The organism is Paenibacillus sp. MAHUQ-63, from assembly GCF_028765165.1.
GTDB lineage: Bacteria > Bacillota > Bacilli > Paenibacillales > NBRC-103111 > Paenibacillus_E.
Map to the genome: position 1 here is coordinate 13464 of NZ_JARADB010000010.1, position 16262 is coordinate 29725.

16 protein-coding genes are annotated in these 16262 nt (G+C 51.1%); all 16 read left to right on the top strand.

Annotation, left to right across the window (positions count from 1 at the left end):
- The first annotated feature begins 86 nt into the window (after window positions 1-86).
- Window positions 87-1250, top strand: coding sequence for a YhgE/Pip domain-containing protein (locus PUT07_RS31930; protein ID WP_274472834.1), 1164 nt, complete (start codon window positions 87-89; stop codon window positions 1248-1250).
- A 29-nt stretch (window positions 1251-1279) separates the two neighbouring features.
- Window positions 1280-1876, top strand: a complete 597-nt coding sequence (locus tag PUT07_RS31935; protein ID WP_274472835.1) for a TetR/AcrR family transcriptional regulator — start codon at window positions 1280-1282, stop codon at window positions 1874-1876.
- Between the two features lie 3 nt (window positions 1877-1879).
- Window positions 1880-2839, top strand: coding sequence for a PfkB family carbohydrate kinase (locus PUT07_RS31940; RefSeq protein ID WP_274472836.1), 960 nt, complete (start codon window positions 1880-1882; stop codon window positions 2837-2839).
- Window positions 2840-3587: 748 nt separating this feature from the next.
- A complete protein-coding gene (locus tag PUT07_RS31945) occupies window positions 3588-4295 on the top strand; it encodes a flagellar biosynthesis protein FlgA (RefSeq protein ID WP_274472837.1) in 708 nt (235 codons plus the stop codon).
- Window positions 4296-4329: 34 nt separating this feature from the next.
- Window positions 4330-5577 carry an AAA family ATPase gene (locus tag PUT07_RS31950; protein ID WP_274472838.1) on the top strand — a complete coding sequence of 416 codons (1248 nt, stop codon included), beginning with the start codon at window positions 4330-4332 and terminating at the stop codon, window positions 5575-5577.
- A gap of 15 nt (window positions 5578-5592) precedes the next feature.
- A complete protein-coding gene (locus tag PUT07_RS31955) occupies window positions 5593-7044 on the top strand; it encodes an ATPase, T2SS/T4P/T4SS family (RefSeq protein ID WP_274472839.1) in 1452 nt (483 codons plus the stop codon).
- A gap of 4 nt (window positions 7045-7048) precedes the next feature.
- Window positions 7049-7981, top strand: coding sequence for a type II secretion system F family protein (locus PUT07_RS31960; protein ID WP_274472840.1), 933 nt, complete (start codon window positions 7049-7051; stop codon window positions 7979-7981).
- Between the two features lie 119 nt (window positions 7982-8100).
- A complete protein-coding gene (locus tag PUT07_RS31965; RefSeq protein ID WP_274472841.1) occupies window positions 8101-8862 on the top strand; it encodes a hypothetical protein in 762 nt (253 codons plus the stop codon).
- 18 nt (window positions 8863-8880) lie between these two features.
- The gene (locus PUT07_RS31970; RefSeq protein ID WP_274472842.1) at window positions 8881-9030 is read left to right on the top strand and encodes a hypothetical protein; all 150 of its coding nucleotides are present in this window, start codon (window positions 8881-8883) and stop codon (window positions 9028-9030) included.
- A gap of 34 nt (window positions 9031-9064) precedes the next feature.
- Complete coding sequence (locus PUT07_RS31975; RefSeq protein WP_274472843.1) at window positions 9065-9196, top strand: hypothetical protein; 132 nt, start codon at window positions 9065-9067, stop codon at window positions 9194-9196.
- Window positions 9193-9618 carry a hypothetical protein gene (locus PUT07_RS31980; RefSeq protein ID WP_274472844.1) on the top strand — a complete coding sequence of 142 codons (426 nt, stop codon included), beginning with the start codon at window positions 9193-9195 and terminating at the stop codon, window positions 9616-9618. Before PUT07_RS31975 ends, PUT07_RS31980 begins: the two co-directional genes overlap by 4 nt.
- A gap of 16 nt (window positions 9619-9634) precedes the next feature.
- On the top strand, window positions 9635-10117 hold the full coding sequence (locus PUT07_RS31985) for a hypothetical protein (RefSeq protein ID WP_274472845.1): 483 nt from the start codon (window positions 9635-9637) through the stop codon (window positions 10115-10117).
- 51 nt (window positions 10118-10168) lie between these two features.
- Window positions 10169-11368 carry a M24 family metallopeptidase gene (locus PUT07_RS31990; RefSeq protein WP_274472846.1) on the top strand — a complete coding sequence of 400 codons (1200 nt, stop codon included), beginning with the start codon at window positions 10169-10171 and terminating at the stop codon, window positions 11366-11368.
- A gap of 152 nt (window positions 11369-11520) precedes the next feature.
- Window positions 11521-13302: a cache domain-containing sensor histidine kinase gene (locus tag PUT07_RS31995; RefSeq protein ID WP_274472847.1), complete on the top strand. Its 1782-nt coding sequence runs from the start codon at window positions 11521-11523 to the stop codon at window positions 13300-13302.
- A complete protein-coding gene (locus tag PUT07_RS32000; RefSeq protein WP_274472848.1) occupies window positions 13280-14749 on the top strand; it encodes a response regulator in 1470 nt (489 codons plus the stop codon). Before PUT07_RS31995 ends, PUT07_RS32000 begins: the two co-directional genes overlap by 23 nt.
- Before the next feature lie 108 nt (window positions 14750-14857).
- The gene (locus PUT07_RS32005) at window positions 14858-16189 is read left to right on the top strand and encodes an ABC transporter substrate-binding protein (RefSeq protein WP_274472849.1); all 1332 of its coding nucleotides are present in this window, start codon (window positions 14858-14860) and stop codon (window positions 16187-16189) included.
- The last annotated feature ends 73 nt before the right edge of the window (window positions 16190-16262 follow it).

A 16262-nucleotide genomic window follows, 5' to 3' on the forward strand; every position in this document is an offset into this window, starting at 1 on the left:
AGTTGACAGCGATTCAACGAGGAATTATACTTTAAACAAACGTTTAATTAAAACGGTCATTTAATTTTTAGGGAGTGGTATATCATATGAAGCATGCAGTGGGAGCATTCCTGAAGCAGGCCACGACGAAGGTCGGAATTATTACGGCAATTACGTTTCAATTGCTGTTCAGCTTGATTTGGATGACGGGATACGACGGTGTCACGGACAACACGAAAAATTTGAAGATTGCCATTGTGAACGAGGATCAGGGGTTGGGCAGCAAAGTGGTAAGCAACTTGCAAGGGAACCTGCCGTTCCAGACGGAGCTGATAGCTTCGAACGACCAGGCGCAAGAGATGCTGAATAACCGCGACGTTCAGATGGTCATGCACATCGCAGCGGACTTCTCCAAAAAGCTGCAAACACCGGGGCAAACGGCTCCGATCTCTTATACAATCAATGAGTCGAACCCTTCAATGACGAAGTCCGTCATGCAGGCAGTAGCCGCCAATATTACGGCAACCGTGAATAAAGAAGCTGTAGCGGCAGGAGCTACCGCAGTGCTTACTCAGATGAACCCGAATCTTCCTGCCGATCAAGCGGGGACCATTGCGCAGGGCTTGGCTGCGAAAGTAACCTCCGATATTCAAAGCACGAATAAGGTAAAAGATATGCCTAATCAGATGCTTCCTATGATGCTTGTGCTGGCATCGATCGTAGGTACTATGATTATGGGAATGAATTTCAGCGTTTCTACGAATATACTTGGGGCTTCCGTAAGCAAACGGGGTAAACTGGGAGCACGTTTGGCTTTGACCGTTGTCGCCGCGGTGGTGGTAGGCCTGATCAGCGCCTCGATGGTCGTTGCTTTGGGCGGACATGTGGAGAAGGGGTTCTTGGCGCTTTGGGGATTCGAATCCTTGTTCCTGCTGACCTTCGCTTTTGTTGCTCAGATGTTTTTGACTTTGTTTGGGAACGCAGGTATGCTATTTAACATCGCGATGTTGTCTCTGCAGCTCGTATCGTCCGGAGCCATCGTACCGAGAGAGCTATTGTCGAGCTTCTATCATTCTTTAAGCAATGCTTTTCCCGCAACGTATGCGGTCAACGGATTAATGAACATTTTGTTCGGCGGACCCGGCGTAGGGACAGAGGTTGGGTTCCTGCTTATGATCGCGGCTATTGCACTCGTAGTTGATATTATCGTTGTATTTGCGAAAAAAGCAAAGGCAGCGCCTGCGATGGCCCATCGTTCACAAACTGCATAACATTATTCAGTAGGAAGGGGCGCTATCGTATGGCACAACAAGTAACGGACATGAAGGTGAAGATTGTACTGGCTGCAAAAAAGCTGTTCGCCCAACACGGTTACGATGCTACTAGCGTCCGTCAAATATGTGAGGAAGCCGGGGCCAATGTGGCTCTGGTTTCCTATTATTTTGGCGGAAAAGAGAGCGTTTTCTACGAGATTTTTCATCAGTATTTTCCGTCTCACAAGCTTGGGGACTTCCTGGACATTCAAGACCCTGTAGAAGGAATCAAAGCGATAATCAGAGAAGTTATTTTAATCCGGAATCAGGATCCGCAAATGATCAGCATTTTGCAGATGGAGATCATCACCTTAACCCCGCGGATGGAGAAAATGAGAGATCTGGTTTTCCCCGTCTGGTCCAAGGTGAGAGCACTACTGGAGAAAGGCCGGCAGGAGGGGCTATATCATTTTGAATCGCTGGATAGTACGCTCATGTTTGTATTGGGCTCGATCTTCTTCTATAAGCAAAGAGATTTCTTCGAGCCGTTATTTACGGACCCTCGCCCGGATATCGACATGCTTATTCGACAAACAACAACCTATGTGATGAACGCATTGGGATACCACAGTAAAGGGGAATAATTAATGGGAAAAACCTGTATCGTATGCTTGGGTGAGCTGCTTATTGATTTCGTGCCGGACGTCAACGGACAAGCCTTGGCCGACGTCGCGAGCTTCCAGCGGGCGGCCGGCGGAGCACCGGCCAATGTTGCTGCGGCGGTCGCCAAGCTGGGCGGCGACGCCAGGTTTATCGGCAAAATCGGCCGGGATCCTTTCGGCGATTTTCTTGTACGCACACTGGACGAAGTAGGTGTGCAAACGGCTGTGATCCAGACCGACGAGGCGAAGACCGGTCTGGCATTCGTATCGCTGCGCGCGGATGGTGAGCGCGATTTCTTGTTCTTCCGCGATCCGGCGGCGGACATGCTGCTGCGCGCTGACGAAGTGAAGGCGCAGTGGCTTGAGGACGCTGCGGTCTTTCACTTCGGCTCGGTGTCGCTGATCGCCGAGCCTTGCCGCACCGCGACGCTGGACGCCGCGCGCCGCGCCAAAGCTCTTGGCGCACTGGTGTCGTACGACCCCAATGTGCGCCTGGCGCTCTGGCCGAGCGCTGACGCGGCTCGGTCGGAAATCCTTGCGCAGCTGGAGCTTGCGGATGTGGTCAAGGTCAGCGAGGAGGAGATCGAATTCCTCCTCGGCGTGGACGCGACCACGGGGGCGCAGCAGCTGCTGCAGCGCGGACCTAAAGTGATTATCATCACTTTAGGTCCTGACGGCTGCCGCGTGGTGAGCGCGCGGCAGGACGTCGTGATCCCCGGCACGCCTGTGGCTGCCGTGGACACGACGGGCGCCGGCGACAGCTTCGTCGGCGGCATGCTTTACCAGCTGGCGTCGCTGGGCGTGACGCCAGCTGGTATCGTTGATGCGCTCGCTGAGGCGGGTGTCGCCGAGCACGTATTTGGCTTCGCCAATCGCGTTGGTGCTATCACTACAACGCGCCGCGGTGCTATACCTGCGCTGCCGACGCTTGCGGAAGTGCAATAAAGCACAATAATTTTTGGCTCGAGTTGGGTAGGGGCTCCGTTTCTCCGCACTGCTCTTTCTGTTGTATCTGCAATGGAAGGGGAGTTGTGCTGTGAGGAATGGGGCTTTTTGTGTTCGGGGCTTGAGGAAGAGCAGAGGCTTGGCTGCGTTGTAGTTGGCGTTTGTTTTTTTCTGTTGTATCTACAAAGTGATGAGGTTGAGGAAGGTGGTCACGAAAGTGAAGGGGGAAGTATTGAGGGGAGAGCCTTGTAACCAAAGGATTGAAAGCGCTTTAATAATTTGATGTGATAATGCTTTAGATGGCTAATTCTGTGATACATACAAAAGGGGATGAAGCAATAGACATGAAGCCATGGAAAGAGATTCCCTGAATGAAAGGGATAGTGCCCGAAGGAGGGGCAGCAGAGATTGTTGGCAGCATGGGCAGTTGCGTTCGTGGCATAGAGCCCGTGAATAGAGAGTTTCTGAGTGGAAGGGATAATGTCCGAAGGGAAGGGGGAACAGAGAGAGTTGGGACTGTGAGGCGGTTGCGTTTTTAGGGTGCGGTCGGGTCATAGAGCCCAAGGGTAGAGAGTTTTCTGAGTGAAAGGGATCGTGCCGGAAAAACGTAATATTTTTCTATTGAAAAATGGCAGTTTCTGTGATATTTTTATTTTGCGAAGAACGCAAATTTCGGATGAATCTCCGGGGTTTGCGTTTTTTTGTTTTTGTTAGAAAATGCAGCGTTTGAGGGAAGGGAGGTGATAGGTTGAATCGCAGAAGAAGTTTACTGATCGCATTGGTGTCTGCAGTATTGGCGGCGTTGCTTGTATATGGCCTATATTTGCTGCAAGTCCATCAGGTGGAGATGCAGCAGACTGTTCAGGTGGCGGTTCCGAGGGATTTTATCAGGGCGGGCGTTTTGATTCAAGAGGATATGGTGGAGCTTAGGTCTATACAGAAAGGAAGTTATACAAGTAGTATGCTATCCCGATTGGAGGAGATTGTTGGGCAGGAGACGCTGATTCCGCTGGGGAAGGAGGAGCCGATTCTGAAGTGGAAGGTGAACCGCTACCATCTCCTGCCGAACGAATTGCAAGCCACATTTCAAATTCCAAAAGAGTATGTGTTGTCGGTGTCGAATGGAATTCGCGCGGGTGACCGAGTCCGGCTGTATGTGTCGGGGACTGACGGCAGTTCACGGCGGCTTTTTGATGAGAAGGAGATTAAGGTCGCGTCTGTCAAATCATCATCGAACGTGGAGGTGGATAATCCGAAGAATCCCAATCTTCTGTCCAAGGTAGAGGGAGATCAAGAGAAAATGTATGCGTCCCGGTTGGAGGCTAACGGTGCGATTGATCAAATTAACCTGAATTTAACGGAGAATGAGTGGTTGGAGATCGACCGTTTGTGCAGCCCGAAGAAAGCCAAGCTGGTCATTGCGTTCAGCTCCTCTTCGATTTTGCGGGAAGAATGAAGCCTAACTAGAGGGGGGAAAGGTGGGATGGAGCTTGGATGGAAAGTGGAATGTCGGATTACTTTCAACGGATGAACGATTAATTGACGAAATTATTCATGTGGTTTATGAACAGCCCTTGAGCTGGGTGGTGGCATCTACGGCGGCTGAGTTGGAGGCTCGTTTGGCGGAGATGACGTTATCGCATGCGATTATCTCCGATCGGGTGCTTGACTTCGGCGGTCTGGAAGAGCTGCTTGAACGGATGCTGCAGATGAACGGCGAGATGAAAGTTATTGTCCTGCTCTCGAACTATCATGACGTTACAATCAATGAGAAGTATGTCAAAATGTGCAAATGGATGCGGCTGGACTATATTCAGCCAGGGCGCAGCACGGCAGTAATCGCAGACGATATTCGGGCTTGGGTGGATGGTGGAGCAGGCGACCGGGAGCTTCAAGAGCCGGCAGGTAAGCTGATTACTTTCATCGGTTCTACCCCGAATATAGGAACAACGATTGCCTCTTTTGGAGTGGCGTATTTGCTTGCGTTGGAGACCGGCCTTAAGGTTGGCTACCTGTGTTTGAATTTGAAAAGCTCCAAGCTTCACCGTTATTTAGGCAAAGATAAGCAAGTGTTCACGCTCGATGGACTGCGTGCGGAGTTAAAGGCGCAGAGTCTCACGGCGGAAAGGCTGCTGCTTGTATGCGACCAACCCAAGGAAGCGCATGGGCTTCATGTGCTGTACGGAAATATGCTCCGGGAGCAGGCGGAATTTTTCACACCCTCGGAAATTGTACATTTGCTTCGCGTGGCGCGGCGTGCCTTTGATATCTGCATCATTGAGGTTAATGCGTATTGGGACAATGCGGCGACGGTGTGCGGATTATTGGAGGCCGATAGCAAGGTTGTCGTTACTACGGCAGACATCGCCCATTTCCAAGAGGATTTCTCGCGGTGGATCCGGCAGGTTGGTTCGGTTTTTGGGCTCCAGCCGAATAGTTTCGAGTTAATGGCGGTTCAGATGGAGCGGCACTCCAGAAATCATGAGTTTTCGATTAAAGATATTCGCAAAGAAACACAGCTGCCATTGGTCGGGCAAATATCCAGGCATGCGGATGCGCTGTCTCGATGCAATCAAGGGAAGCTGCTTGAGATGTTCAGTCCCAATCATCCCATGTATGAGGAGATCAAAGTTGCGGCCCTGAAGCTCGCAGATTACTACCAGCTATCGAGGAAAGTGAATGTTGGGCAGATCACATGGCTGCAGAAGCTGATGGCAGGAAGAAGAACGGCAAGCTGAAGAAGGGGGGATGAGATGAAGGGAGTGAACGAGGAAAGGTTTTCGATTATTACTTATATGCATGAACGAAAGAGCGATGCCAATGATGACGGGTTAGCTTCGAGAATAAGTCCCCAACACCTGTCTGATGGAACTGGCAGGTCCGGCCGTGCGGAGATGGAAGATAGCTTGTTTTATCAATGGGTGCAGGAGATACGGGGCGAACTTGTCGCGATCAAGGGGAGGACGGACGAGGAGAAGCAGAGCTATAACGAAACGCTGAATCGGGCCATTCTCGGATATGAGGAAGAGCGTGGAAAGCTGCTTGCCATGATTGACGATATAGTTTCCAAAAGAAGCCTGAAAGGCAGACCTCCTAGATTTAGCGGATATACGTCGCTGCCGGAGGCGGTTTTTGCAGAAATTATAGGGATGAATGTGCTTGAGCTTGTTTTGAAGCGAAAGGAGGGACTTGAGGAGATACAGGTAGTGGGTAGGCAGATCTTCGAGGTGCGGGGCGGATGCGCTCTTCCTTCTGCTTATACGCTGCCGTCCGTGCGAGAATTGGAAAGAATTCAGCAAAACCTGGTGCTTTTTAATAACGATACGTTGAGTCCTAGGAAAAAGTGGGCGGAGGTCGTGCTGCGGGACGGGTCGCGGGTTACGATGACAGGGTTCGGGTTCACGTCGGAGCCGACGTTGACGATCCGCTTTTACACGGTGAAAAAGTTTGATTTGGCTTCGTTGGCTACTGCAGAGCTTGCGACGATGGATGCACGGATGGAACAACTGATTCGCTGCCTGGTCCGGTCGTATTTCAATATGGTCGTGATTGGTCCGACGAATTCAGGGAAAACGAACCTGATTAAGGCAATCATTGCGGAGATGGATGATAACGAAAGGATTATCACGATCGAATCTAGGTTCGAACTAAATTTGAAGAAGGATTTCCCGTACAAAAATATCGTCGAATATGAAATTGACGAGGAGGATTCCCGGCATTCCGGATTGCAGGCTTTTAAGTTGGCGCTTAGGCAATCGCCGAAACGGATTTGTCATGCGGAAATTCGGGATGAGGATGCGAATCTGTATGTCAGAGCTTGTACGCGCGGGCATGAGGGCAGCATTACATCCGTCCATGTTAGCGAATTGGAGGATGTTCCCGATGCGCTCACGGATATGTGCATGTTGGATGGCCGAGGGATGGATCCTTTGCGGTTAACGAAACGGATCACGGAGTTTGTGACACAAATCGGGATGGAAATGGCTGTCGTTCACGGGAAACGAAAAATTGTGCGGATCGTCGAATATCGTTTCGAGAATGGGGAGGTTTGCGTCACGGATCTCGCAGTTTATGACAAGTCGACAGATGGATGGAAATTTCCCGGGAAATTGTCGCAACCTGCATCGCGGAAAATCAGCAAGTCTGACCAAGAGGGACATGCTGTGCTGTCGAAGCTCGGTTTTATTGAGAAAGAAGGCGAGTAATGGAATGATTGTCGCCAAATATGTCTTTGTTTTACTGCTGTTTCTATTGGTTTTTGTGGTTGTGCGATCCGTTTTACACGCCGCTATCCGACAGCGTGAAGCCAGGTGGAGGCTGCAATATGTCAAAACGGCTGCGATTAACCATCGTTTCAGCGAATTTTTGGGAAATAGGAGCCGGCTGTTTCGGCATGTGAGGGAGTTGATGGAATCCGTCGAAACGGGCTTCAGTGTGCAAGCGATGCTGATGTTCAGTGTGATTTTATCTCTGGCCGGGCTGCTGACAGGGCTGTTGTTTTTTCAGTCTTTCAAAGGAGTGACGGTGTTGACACTGATTGGCGCATCGTTCCCTTACTTCATGCTTCGGCTCAAATTGGTCAGTATCCGGCTGCAAACCAGGCTGGAGTTTCTGCCTGCAGTGGAAATATTTTATCAGTACTACATGGTGGATCCGAATAAAAATTTGAAGACCGCATTGAAGTACTGTTTGGAGGAAAATCGTATTTTATACCCGATCAAGCCCGTATTTGAGCAGCTATACCGCAATTTAATGACTCAAAGGGATACGGAGGAGAGTTTGCGTATTTTCTCGCTTACACTCGGACATACCTGGGGGGATTATTTCATTGGTATCGTGCGCGTTGCTCTGGCAGAAGGATGTTATGTCGGGGATAGCTTGAAGGATTTGATTGCCGCCATGAGAAAAGCGCAGCGATTCGATCAAATGGAGCGAAACCGGTTATTGGAGATTAGGATTGCCAATTTCTCGCCGATTTTGTTTCTCGGTTTGTTTCTGTTTATTAATTTCAAGGTAAATGCAGACAATGCTTATTTGTATTACATTGTCGACCCGGTAGGGCGAAATATGCTGCTCGATGCGCTTTTGTTAATTTTCGTATCCTTTTTGATGGGGATTTACTTGTCAATGCGGAGAATGTGAGGTCCGGCATGATGCCAATCGCATCTAATTTGCTGCTATTCGTATTTGTTTTGATGGCTCTATATCACGGTTTTCATCTTGTTCCTGTCCGTGTGAGAAGGTGGAGACCTTTAGAGCACATGACCTTGGTGAAGGACGCGAAGCTCCCGTCCTGGTTGTTTAAGCTGTTAGGTTTGAAAGCGAAGATGGTGGAAGAGAAGCAACAGCTTCTGTTGGGCTGCGGCATTCGCTTAAACGGCGGCCTATATGAAGGCGTTAGAAGACTTCTGGTATGCGGCGCATTCATGATGATCGGCGCAGGATATGCCGCGTGGAAGCGGCCGATGTTCACTTTACACATAGAACCCGCCTTTGTTATGGCAGGAGGTGCGTGCCTGCTCGTTCTTCTGTTATTCGATAGAAGGGTATTGATGCAATTGAAGGCCAGAAGGGCGCATCGCATTGTTCGGGAGATTTATGTCATTAGTCATCATTTGCTGTATTACAATGAATCCCGAATGAGTTTACACACCAAGCTGTCGCTATGCTCGTCTCAGGTGCGGACAATCCGGACGCAGTTCGGACTTCTGCTGAATGAGTGGTACCAAGGTTCTGAGGCGGCGATTGTGCGGTTTAAAATGAGGCTCGGAACTGACGAAGCGCACAGCTTCGGGGAGACGCTGAATGCGCTAAGACTGAACGAGCATGCCCGTTATTATGAGCTGCTGCAACAGCGCGTTCAGGATTACAAGGAAAAGATGGATCTCGTCCGGGACAGCCGAAAGGAAACTGTGTCGTATGTGTTGTTCGTGCTTGCCGGCCTGCCGATTATGAATACGTTTCGGGTATTCATGTATCCGTGGATTGCGGAAGGCCAACGTTTATTTGATGCGATTAATTAAGGAGCGTGAGGGGTAGGTATGAGAAATATTTTGATCACCGTTATGATGCTGATTGTGGTGGCTTTTCTTTTTACGACAATTGTCAACGACGGTTCGACAGGGTTAAGACGGAATATTTCAACACACGGCAGCAAAGCGAATACGGAAATTTCGGCATTGAGACCTTAGGCATAGAGGACATTTTGTTATGAGGTCGATTCTAATGACGATAATGCTGATTATGGTGGTAATCGTAATTTATAACCATTCGCTTGGGGGAAGCGCGGGTACGCGTGCCCAGGTGCATACGAGCGGTGCAAGATTGAATGGGACGATTGAGCGGATTGATCCATGAAGCAGATTTTGGTGTTCGTTCTGCTTGCTGCAGTGATTTGCTGGCTTATGTTTGCACCGGTGTATAAGCATGTGCTGATTGTCAGGCAGGCCGTTTTGCAAAAGGAGGTTGACTATTTGCTGGAGATTGGTGCTAATGGAATGCACGGCTATATTGATAGCGTGATGATTCGGGATTCGAAAGCCCGTATGGAGGCCAGAGGGTTCATTGCTGAAGATCTCGTGTACACCGTTGACACGACGGACGGTAACTGGGGCACAGACCGCAATTCGCCGGTTAGGCGAGGGACCGGATTGCGGCTAAAGTTGACGTATCCGTATCATCGACTTTTCGTCATTGACCGATTGATCGGCATACCCGTTCCTTCCGAGCTGGACCGGATGGGAGCAAGCGGCATGAAGATGAGCGAATATGTGCCTTAAGGTTTGAGGGGATGCCATGTATAAGCTACTGTTGATGGTGCTGCTGAGTGCAGTCATCATGTCGATGTTTGCCTTACAAGCGGATGAGGAAGTGGCGTTGCACACGCTGTTTCGCGGCAAGCACGCTTTGAACCGGGCAGTACATGCCGCCGCCCAGCAAAGCGATCAGTCGAAGCTGGCCAGAGGCATTCCTGCGATCGATGAGAGCAAGGCAAAAACTGCGGCTCTGCAATATTTGCAGGCGAATCTGAGGCTGGACGCAGCGAATGATCCGCTGCCCGGAACGTTTCTGCAGCAGAGAGTTGAGGTGGAGGTATTTAAGATCGTTAATGACGGGGAAGTCTTTCCATATACATATACCAATCCGGTTTATGGGTATTCGGTCACGCTGGAGCGGCCTGGCGTCATCATGTTCATTCGTTTGAACTATCCGCGGACCTATACAATCATGCAGCCGATTACGTGGACGATTAAGGGGTCTGCGGAAATGGTCTTTTGAATGTATAATAGAAGGTGAGGTGTACATTAGGCCGAGTTAGGAGAGGTAGGCATGACAATTTATCGACAAAGGCAGCAGCTGCTGCAGGTGGAGCTGTTGAAGCGGGGGTGGTCGGGCTTCCTGGTCACTCACCACGTGGATATATATTATTATTGCGGTTCGATGCAAACGGGGTATTTGTTCATCCCGGCGGAGGGCGAGGCGCTGTATCTCGTCCGCCGCAGCCTGATCCGCGCTTCGGAGGAAGCGTTTGCGGACGTACAGTCGCTGGGGTCCTGGAAGACGCTGGCTGAGCGTCTTCGCGCGCGCAGCGCGAACGGCTCCGCAGCGAACGGCTCCGCAGCGGACGCCCCGCTGCGGATTGCAACCGAGCTGGACGTTCTACCGGTCCAGCTGTATAGCAAGCTCCAGACCGCGCTGCCCGGCGCGGTCTGGGAGGACGGCTCACTGCTCGTGCGCGAGCAGCGAATGATCAAATCGCCGGACGAAGTCACGGCGATTCGCGAGGCCGCGCGCATCGTCGATGCGGCGCTGGAGGCGGTCATCCCCCTCGTGCGCGAGGGGATGGCGGAGTTTGAGCTGATGGCGCTCATTGAGCATCAGCTCCGGCTGCGCGGGCACCAAGGGCTGATGCGCATGCGCGCGTACAATTCCGAGTTGATCACCGGAATGGTGGCGGCTGGCGCATCGGCGGCGGTGCCCACTTATTTCGACGGGCCGGCCGGGGGCACGGGGCTTCACCCGTCCAGCCCGCAGAGCTCAGGCCGCGCGCTCATACGCCGCGGCGAACCGATCCTCGTCGACATCGGGTGCATGACGGACGGCTATTTAATCGATCAGACGCGCACGCTGGTGATCGGCGATTTGGACCCGGAGCTGCAGAAGGCTTATGACGCGGCGGAGGCGGTACTCCGTGCTACGGAAGCCAGGCTGCAGCCTGGGGCGATCGCCGAGCATCTGTATCTGCTCGCGCTGGATCAAGTGCAGGAAGCGGGGCTGAGCGACCACTTCATGGGGTACGGCGCCGACCAAGTGAAATTCCTTGGTCACGGCATCGGGCTCGAGATCGACGAGCTGCCCGTTCTCGCCAAGGGCTTCAAATATCCGTTGGCCCCCGGCATGGTCATCGCGATCGAGCCTAAGTTCACCTTCCCCGGGCGCGGTGTAGTCGGCATCGAGGATACGTATCTGATTACGGATACCGGCTGGGAGAAGCTGACGGTATCGCGGGGCGGCTTGATCCGGGTTTGAGTGGAGTGGATGCCGCGTATTGGCTGACCAATAGACTTGCAAATAAACCCGGAGATGGATGAACATCCCCGGGTTTATTGTTGTGCCGTTTTGTTTTTTCTAGGCAAGCAAGTATACTAGACGCATATTAAACGGAATAAGGGGACACGGACGTGCGACATTGGATACCGCAAACTTTAAAGTACAGGCTGTTCTTAGCTTTCCTGTTAATTATTCTACTGCCGATCATCCTTCTGAACATGACGCATGTTCAAAAGTTCGAGACGTTAATGAGAGAGCAAGTCAGTTCGCAAAACCTCGAACAGATGACAACGATTACGTCGTCATTGGGAAATTTATTAAGCGTTTCCGAGAAAACGTTTACGCTCATTGAACAAGATTCTTTCCTGACGGCGATGCTCAAAAATCCGGAATCCGGCCTCTCCTATACGGCTGTTCAGCAGAAGCTGAAAATCGAAGAGAAATTCAATGCCATTAACAATAGCGTGTTTCTAGCGAATTCTTATGTGTATTACACCATTCTAGATGCCGATCGGCATGTGTACATGTCGTATGGACCTAACCGTATTCTAAATTATGAGACAATTGCTGCTCAGCCGAGAGTGCAGGAGGCTTTCCAAGGGAAATCGTTGTCCAGCTGGCTGCTGGAGGAAGGGGGGCCTGACTCTGTGTTTGGCATTAACCCTTCCTTGCTGACGATGTATAAAGTGCTGCGGGACGAAAATAATCGCATCTACGCCGTGATCCGCATCGGCGTTGACTTTCGCAGCTGGCTGAGAAGCGCCATTCCCAGCCAAGTTAACGAAGAGCAGTACGTCTTGGCTTCCTCGGAAGGCCAAATCCATGCGCGCAGCTCGGAGGGAAATAACGACGCGATCCCCAATCCGCTTCAAGTCGCGAGTTGGGAGCCGACGGGCTCGCAGGTGGAGAATAATCATATTATCAGCTATTCGAAAATTCCGAATTTGAACTGGTTCTTGATCAAGAGTGTTCCAACGAAATATTTATTCCAAAAAGTAAATCAATTGCAGCAATCATACATCTTAACAACGCTGTTCATTGCGGTGCTGTTCATTGTGATGACCTTTCTCATATCGACGACCATCACCCGGCCGCTGCAGCTGCTGCAGCGCAAAATGTCCGACGTGGTGCGCCGGAATTTGAAGATCCAACTGCCTGAGGAGAGCTACAAGGGAGAGATTCTCACCTTTGTTCAGGCTTTTAACAACATGGTCCGGGATGTGGAAAATCTGCTGCACCGGCTGAAGGAAGAGGAGCGCAACAAGGAATCCATGCGGTTCCAAATGCTGCTCTCGCAGATGAATCCGCACTTTTTGTTAAATACGTTAAATACGGTGAAATGGCTGGCTATCGAGATTGGCAACAAGCAAATTCCCGAGGTATGCGAGTCGCTGGGGAAGCTGCTGGAGGCGGGGATTCGGCTAGACGTGGATTTGATTCATCTGGAGCATGAAATCGAGCTCGCTCAAAGCTATATCAGCATCCAGAAACTTCGTTACGACCGGGAATTCGATGTGGCCATTTCCTGCGACCCGGAGCTCAGATTTGCCCTCGTCCCCAAGCTAAGTTTGCAGCCGCTGATTGAGAACAGCATTTACCACGGGTTTGCGAACTTGGACAGAGTAGGCCGAATCGACATTCGGTTCCGCAGGGAGGAAGATGAGCTCGTCATCGAGGTTGAGGATAACGGCGTCGGGCTGAAGAACAGCGGCAGCCTCTCTTCGACCAAGAAGGGAAACGGCATTGCACTGAAAAATCTGGAAGAGCGGCTGGCGCTCTTGTACCGGAAGCAGGGGAAGATCACGCTGGAGAGTCTGGAGATGGGAACGCTCGTAAGGCTTCGCATGCTTCTCCTGCTGTCGCCACCATATTTGAAGGGGGAAAGCTTGCATGTGGACGGTTCTCTTGGTTGAGGATGAGGCCTTCGTAAGACGCAGCATTCGCAAAGGGATGCCGTGGGAGGCTAACGGCTTTAAAGTGATCGGGGAGTGCGGCAACGGGCAGGAAGCTTTGGATTTTATTCGCGCGAACCAGCCGGATCTGGTGATTTGCGATATTATGATGCCGGTGATGAACGGCGTTGAGCTGCTCGCCCAGGTACGCGAGGATCAGCTCGGAACAAGCTTCATTATGCTCACGGTCATGAACGAGTTTGCCTATATTCAACAAGCGATGGAGCTTGGAGCCTCCGGCTATGTCCTGAAGCTGTATTTGACTCCCGATAAAATGTCCGAAGCGCTTGCAAAGGTGAAAGTCGAGTTGGAACGCAGTACCCGTCTAATGACGAAAGAGTTGGACGATTATTGCGAAGCTCTGTATCACGTAACCCCCGCACAAGAGCGGACCGCAGCCGGCCCTAATCAGTTTGACGAAACGTTTCGTCCGAATATGCTGCTTCTTATCCTGCATGGTCAAGCCGATTTCGATAAAAAGGATTTGGCGCGTCTGCCGGTCTTGGACTTGGAGCATGCTTCTCCTGGCAGCAGGGCTCATCTGTATACGAAACATGGCTTAACAACGGTGTTCCTCAGCATGCCTGAAGGTATCCGGCCTAGCCTGCAAACCGGCGAGCAGCGCAGCTGCGATGCCATTGTCGTTGTTGCGTCCGGATTCAAGCCCGATGACCTGCAGCAGGTATGGCAGGGGATGCTTGTCCGTGTAACGGAGTTATGGTATGGCGTCCGGAAGGGCGTCTACCTCTATCAGCCGAAAGTGGAGAGCCCACAAGGACATGCTTCTTCCAATGTACCGTGGCTGCTAGAGAAGAATCTGATTCAGGCGTTCGAACAAAGAAATCAAGCTAATTTACTTCACGCCTGGAAGGAGATTTGGTCGTGGATGGCGGAGGCCCAGCTGTCGGTGCTGCGGGTGAAGGAGTTCGCTATGCGGCTTGACCGTCTGTTCGCGGATCTTGCCGGCGCTCCGGTCTCACAAACCCAGGTGTATGCAGAGGCGGTTTCGCATGAAGCGGCCGGCTTGCTATTCAAGCATAGGATCGAAATGTATGTGGCATACTGGAAGGAATCTAGTTATGAAGTTACGGACCATGCCGAAATTAATAAAGTCATCGCCTACCTGAACCAGCATTATGAGGAAGATTTACCTCTATCTTTGCTCGCGGGGGTTGCCATGATGGACGACAAGTATCTCAGCGTTCTGTTTAAGAAAAAAACCGGGAAAACGATCACCGAATATTTGACGGGCATTCGTATGGAGAAGGCGTGCGAGCTGCTGCTGCAAACGGATGAGCCCATCGCACTTATCGGTGCTAAGGTCGGCTTTTCCAATGAGAATTATTTTGCCCGGATTTTTCGCAGGGAAGTCGGCAAGCCCCCAAGCGTGTTTCGGCAGCAAGGCTGAAATCAAACTTTTGTGCTATAAGAACAAGAATTTGTTCCTTCGAACTGAATAGCCCTGATGCTATAGTTACCTTATAGCCAGACGACATCAGAAATTCAGGAGGGTCAAATGAAGAAGAATATGAAAACCACCATGCTAAGTCTTCTGTCCGCAACGGTCTTGCTGAGCATCACCGCAGGGTGCGGGGCATCCGGTGAGAAGGCGGTTGGCTCCAATACGTCAGGTGCGGCTCCCGATGCGAAGAAATCCGTGACATTAACGTTGTGGGGCGGTGTGCCGGCAGAATCCGGTCCGCAGGCCGTGATTGATAATTGGAATGCCAAGAACCCTGATGTTCAGGTCAAATATGAGCGGTTTGTGAATGACGATGCCGGAAATCTGAAGCTGGATACCGCGCTGACAACGAATCAAGGCATTGATTTGTATGTGAACTATGCGTTGCCTCTGTTGACGAAGCGGGTTGAAGCTGGGACTGCTCTCGATTTGAGCGAATTTAAGGATTACAACATCGATGAGAAAATGGGCGCGGACGCGAAGGACTGGAAAGTGAAGGACAAGTATTACGGACTTCCTACCAAAAAGAACGTCTCGTTCATCTGGTTGAACAAAAATGCACTGGATGAAGCTGATCTTGCTGTCCCTTCCTTGGATTGGACAATGGAAGATCTGCAGCAGTATGCCGCTAAGCTGAAAAAAGGCACACGTTGGGGCTTCACGCAGCATATCTCCGGCTACACGAATTTCTTCGACGGTTCGAATGCGGGAGCAGGGTTTACGAAAGCGGACGGCACCTCCAATTTGGACGAGCCTTCGGTTCGCAAAGCGTATGAGTCGATGTTTAACATGATGTATACCGACAAATCGATGCCGCTTCTCGGCGAGCAGATTACGAGCAAAATGCCGACGGATACGATGTTCCTGAAAGGTGAAACCGCGATGCTGGGCGCAGGCGAGTTCGTTTTCCGCTCATCCAACAACATGAAAGACTTCCCGCGCGACTTCAAGATTGCTTTCGCTACCGTTCCGAAAGTAACGAAGGATCAAACGACTTTTAAATATCCGGGCGGACTTGGCGATGTGATCTCCATTAACCCGAATTCGAAGAATAAAGATGCGGCCTGGAAGTTCCTGAAATGGTACGCAGACGGGGGCATGCTGCCGCTTGCATCCGGCGGACGCCTCCCATCCTCGAAGGATGCGAATGTGGAAGAAGCCTTGAAATTGCTGCTGGGCGACAATGAGAAGACCTACGATGTCGACTCGCTCAAAAAAGTCGTATTCGGCAAGTTCCCGACATTCACGGCGACGATTCCTCAACAAGTTGTCGATGCAAGAAGAGAAGAATACGAGAAGTATTTCTTGAAGGCACAATCTTTGGACGATACCTTGAAAAATACGGTCAAACGCCATAACGATTATTTGGCTAAAAATAAGAAATAAGCAAGAAAAAAGGGGAGCTGCATCAGGCAAAGAGGCACCTCCCCTTTTTCGTTCAAAAAGGAGGGGCTAGACG

Bases quoted from the DNA above. Each gene is read 5' to 3' on its own strand.
- PUT07_RS32005 (WP_274472849.1), top strand. From the start codon at position 14,858: ATGAAGAAGAATATGAAAACCACCATGCTAAGTCTTCTGTCCGCAACG.
- PUT07_RS31940 (WP_274472836.1), top strand. From the start codon at position 1,880: ATGGGAAAAACCTGTATCGTATGCTTGGGTGAGCTGCTTATTGATTTC.
- PUT07_RS31930 (WP_274472834.1), top strand. From the start codon at position 87: ATGAAGCATGCAGTGGGAGCATTCCTGAAGCAGGCCACGACGAAGGTC.
- PUT07_RS31965 (WP_274472841.1), top strand. From the start codon at position 8,101: ATGACCTTGGTGAAGGACGCGAAGCTCCCGTCCTGGTTGTTTAAGCTG.
- PUT07_RS31960 (WP_274472840.1), top strand. From the start codon at position 7,049: ATGATTGTCGCCAAATATGTCTTTGTTTTACTGCTGTTTCTATTGGTT.
- PUT07_RS32000 (WP_274472848.1), top strand. From the start codon at position 13,280: ATGTGGACGGTTCTCTTGGTTGAGGATGAGGCCTTCGTAAGACGCAGC.
- PUT07_RS31935 (WP_274472835.1), top strand. From the start codon at position 1,280: ATGGCACAACAAGTAACGGACATGAAGGTGAAGATTGTACTGGCTGCA.
- PUT07_RS31990 (WP_274472846.1), top strand. From the start codon at position 10,169: ATGACAATTTATCGACAAAGGCAGCAGCTGCTGCAGGTGGAGCTGTTG.
- PUT07_RS31975 (WP_274472843.1), top strand. From the start codon at position 9,065: ATGACGATAATGCTGATTATGGTGGTAATCGTAATTTATAACCATTCG.
- PUT07_RS31980 (WP_274472844.1), top strand. From the start codon at position 9,193: ATGAAGCAGATTTTGGTGTTCGTTCTGCTTGCTGCAGTGATTTGCTGG.
- PUT07_RS31955 (WP_274472839.1), top strand. From the start codon at position 5,593: ATGAAGGGAGTGAACGAGGAAAGGTTTTCGATTATTACTTATATGCAT.
- PUT07_RS31970 (WP_274472842.1), top strand. From the start codon at position 8,881: ATGAGAAATATTTTGATCACCGTTATGATGCTGATTGTGGTGGCTTTT.
- PUT07_RS31985 (WP_274472845.1), top strand. From the start codon at position 9,635: ATGTATAAGCTACTGTTGATGGTGCTGCTGAGTGCAGTCATCATGTCG.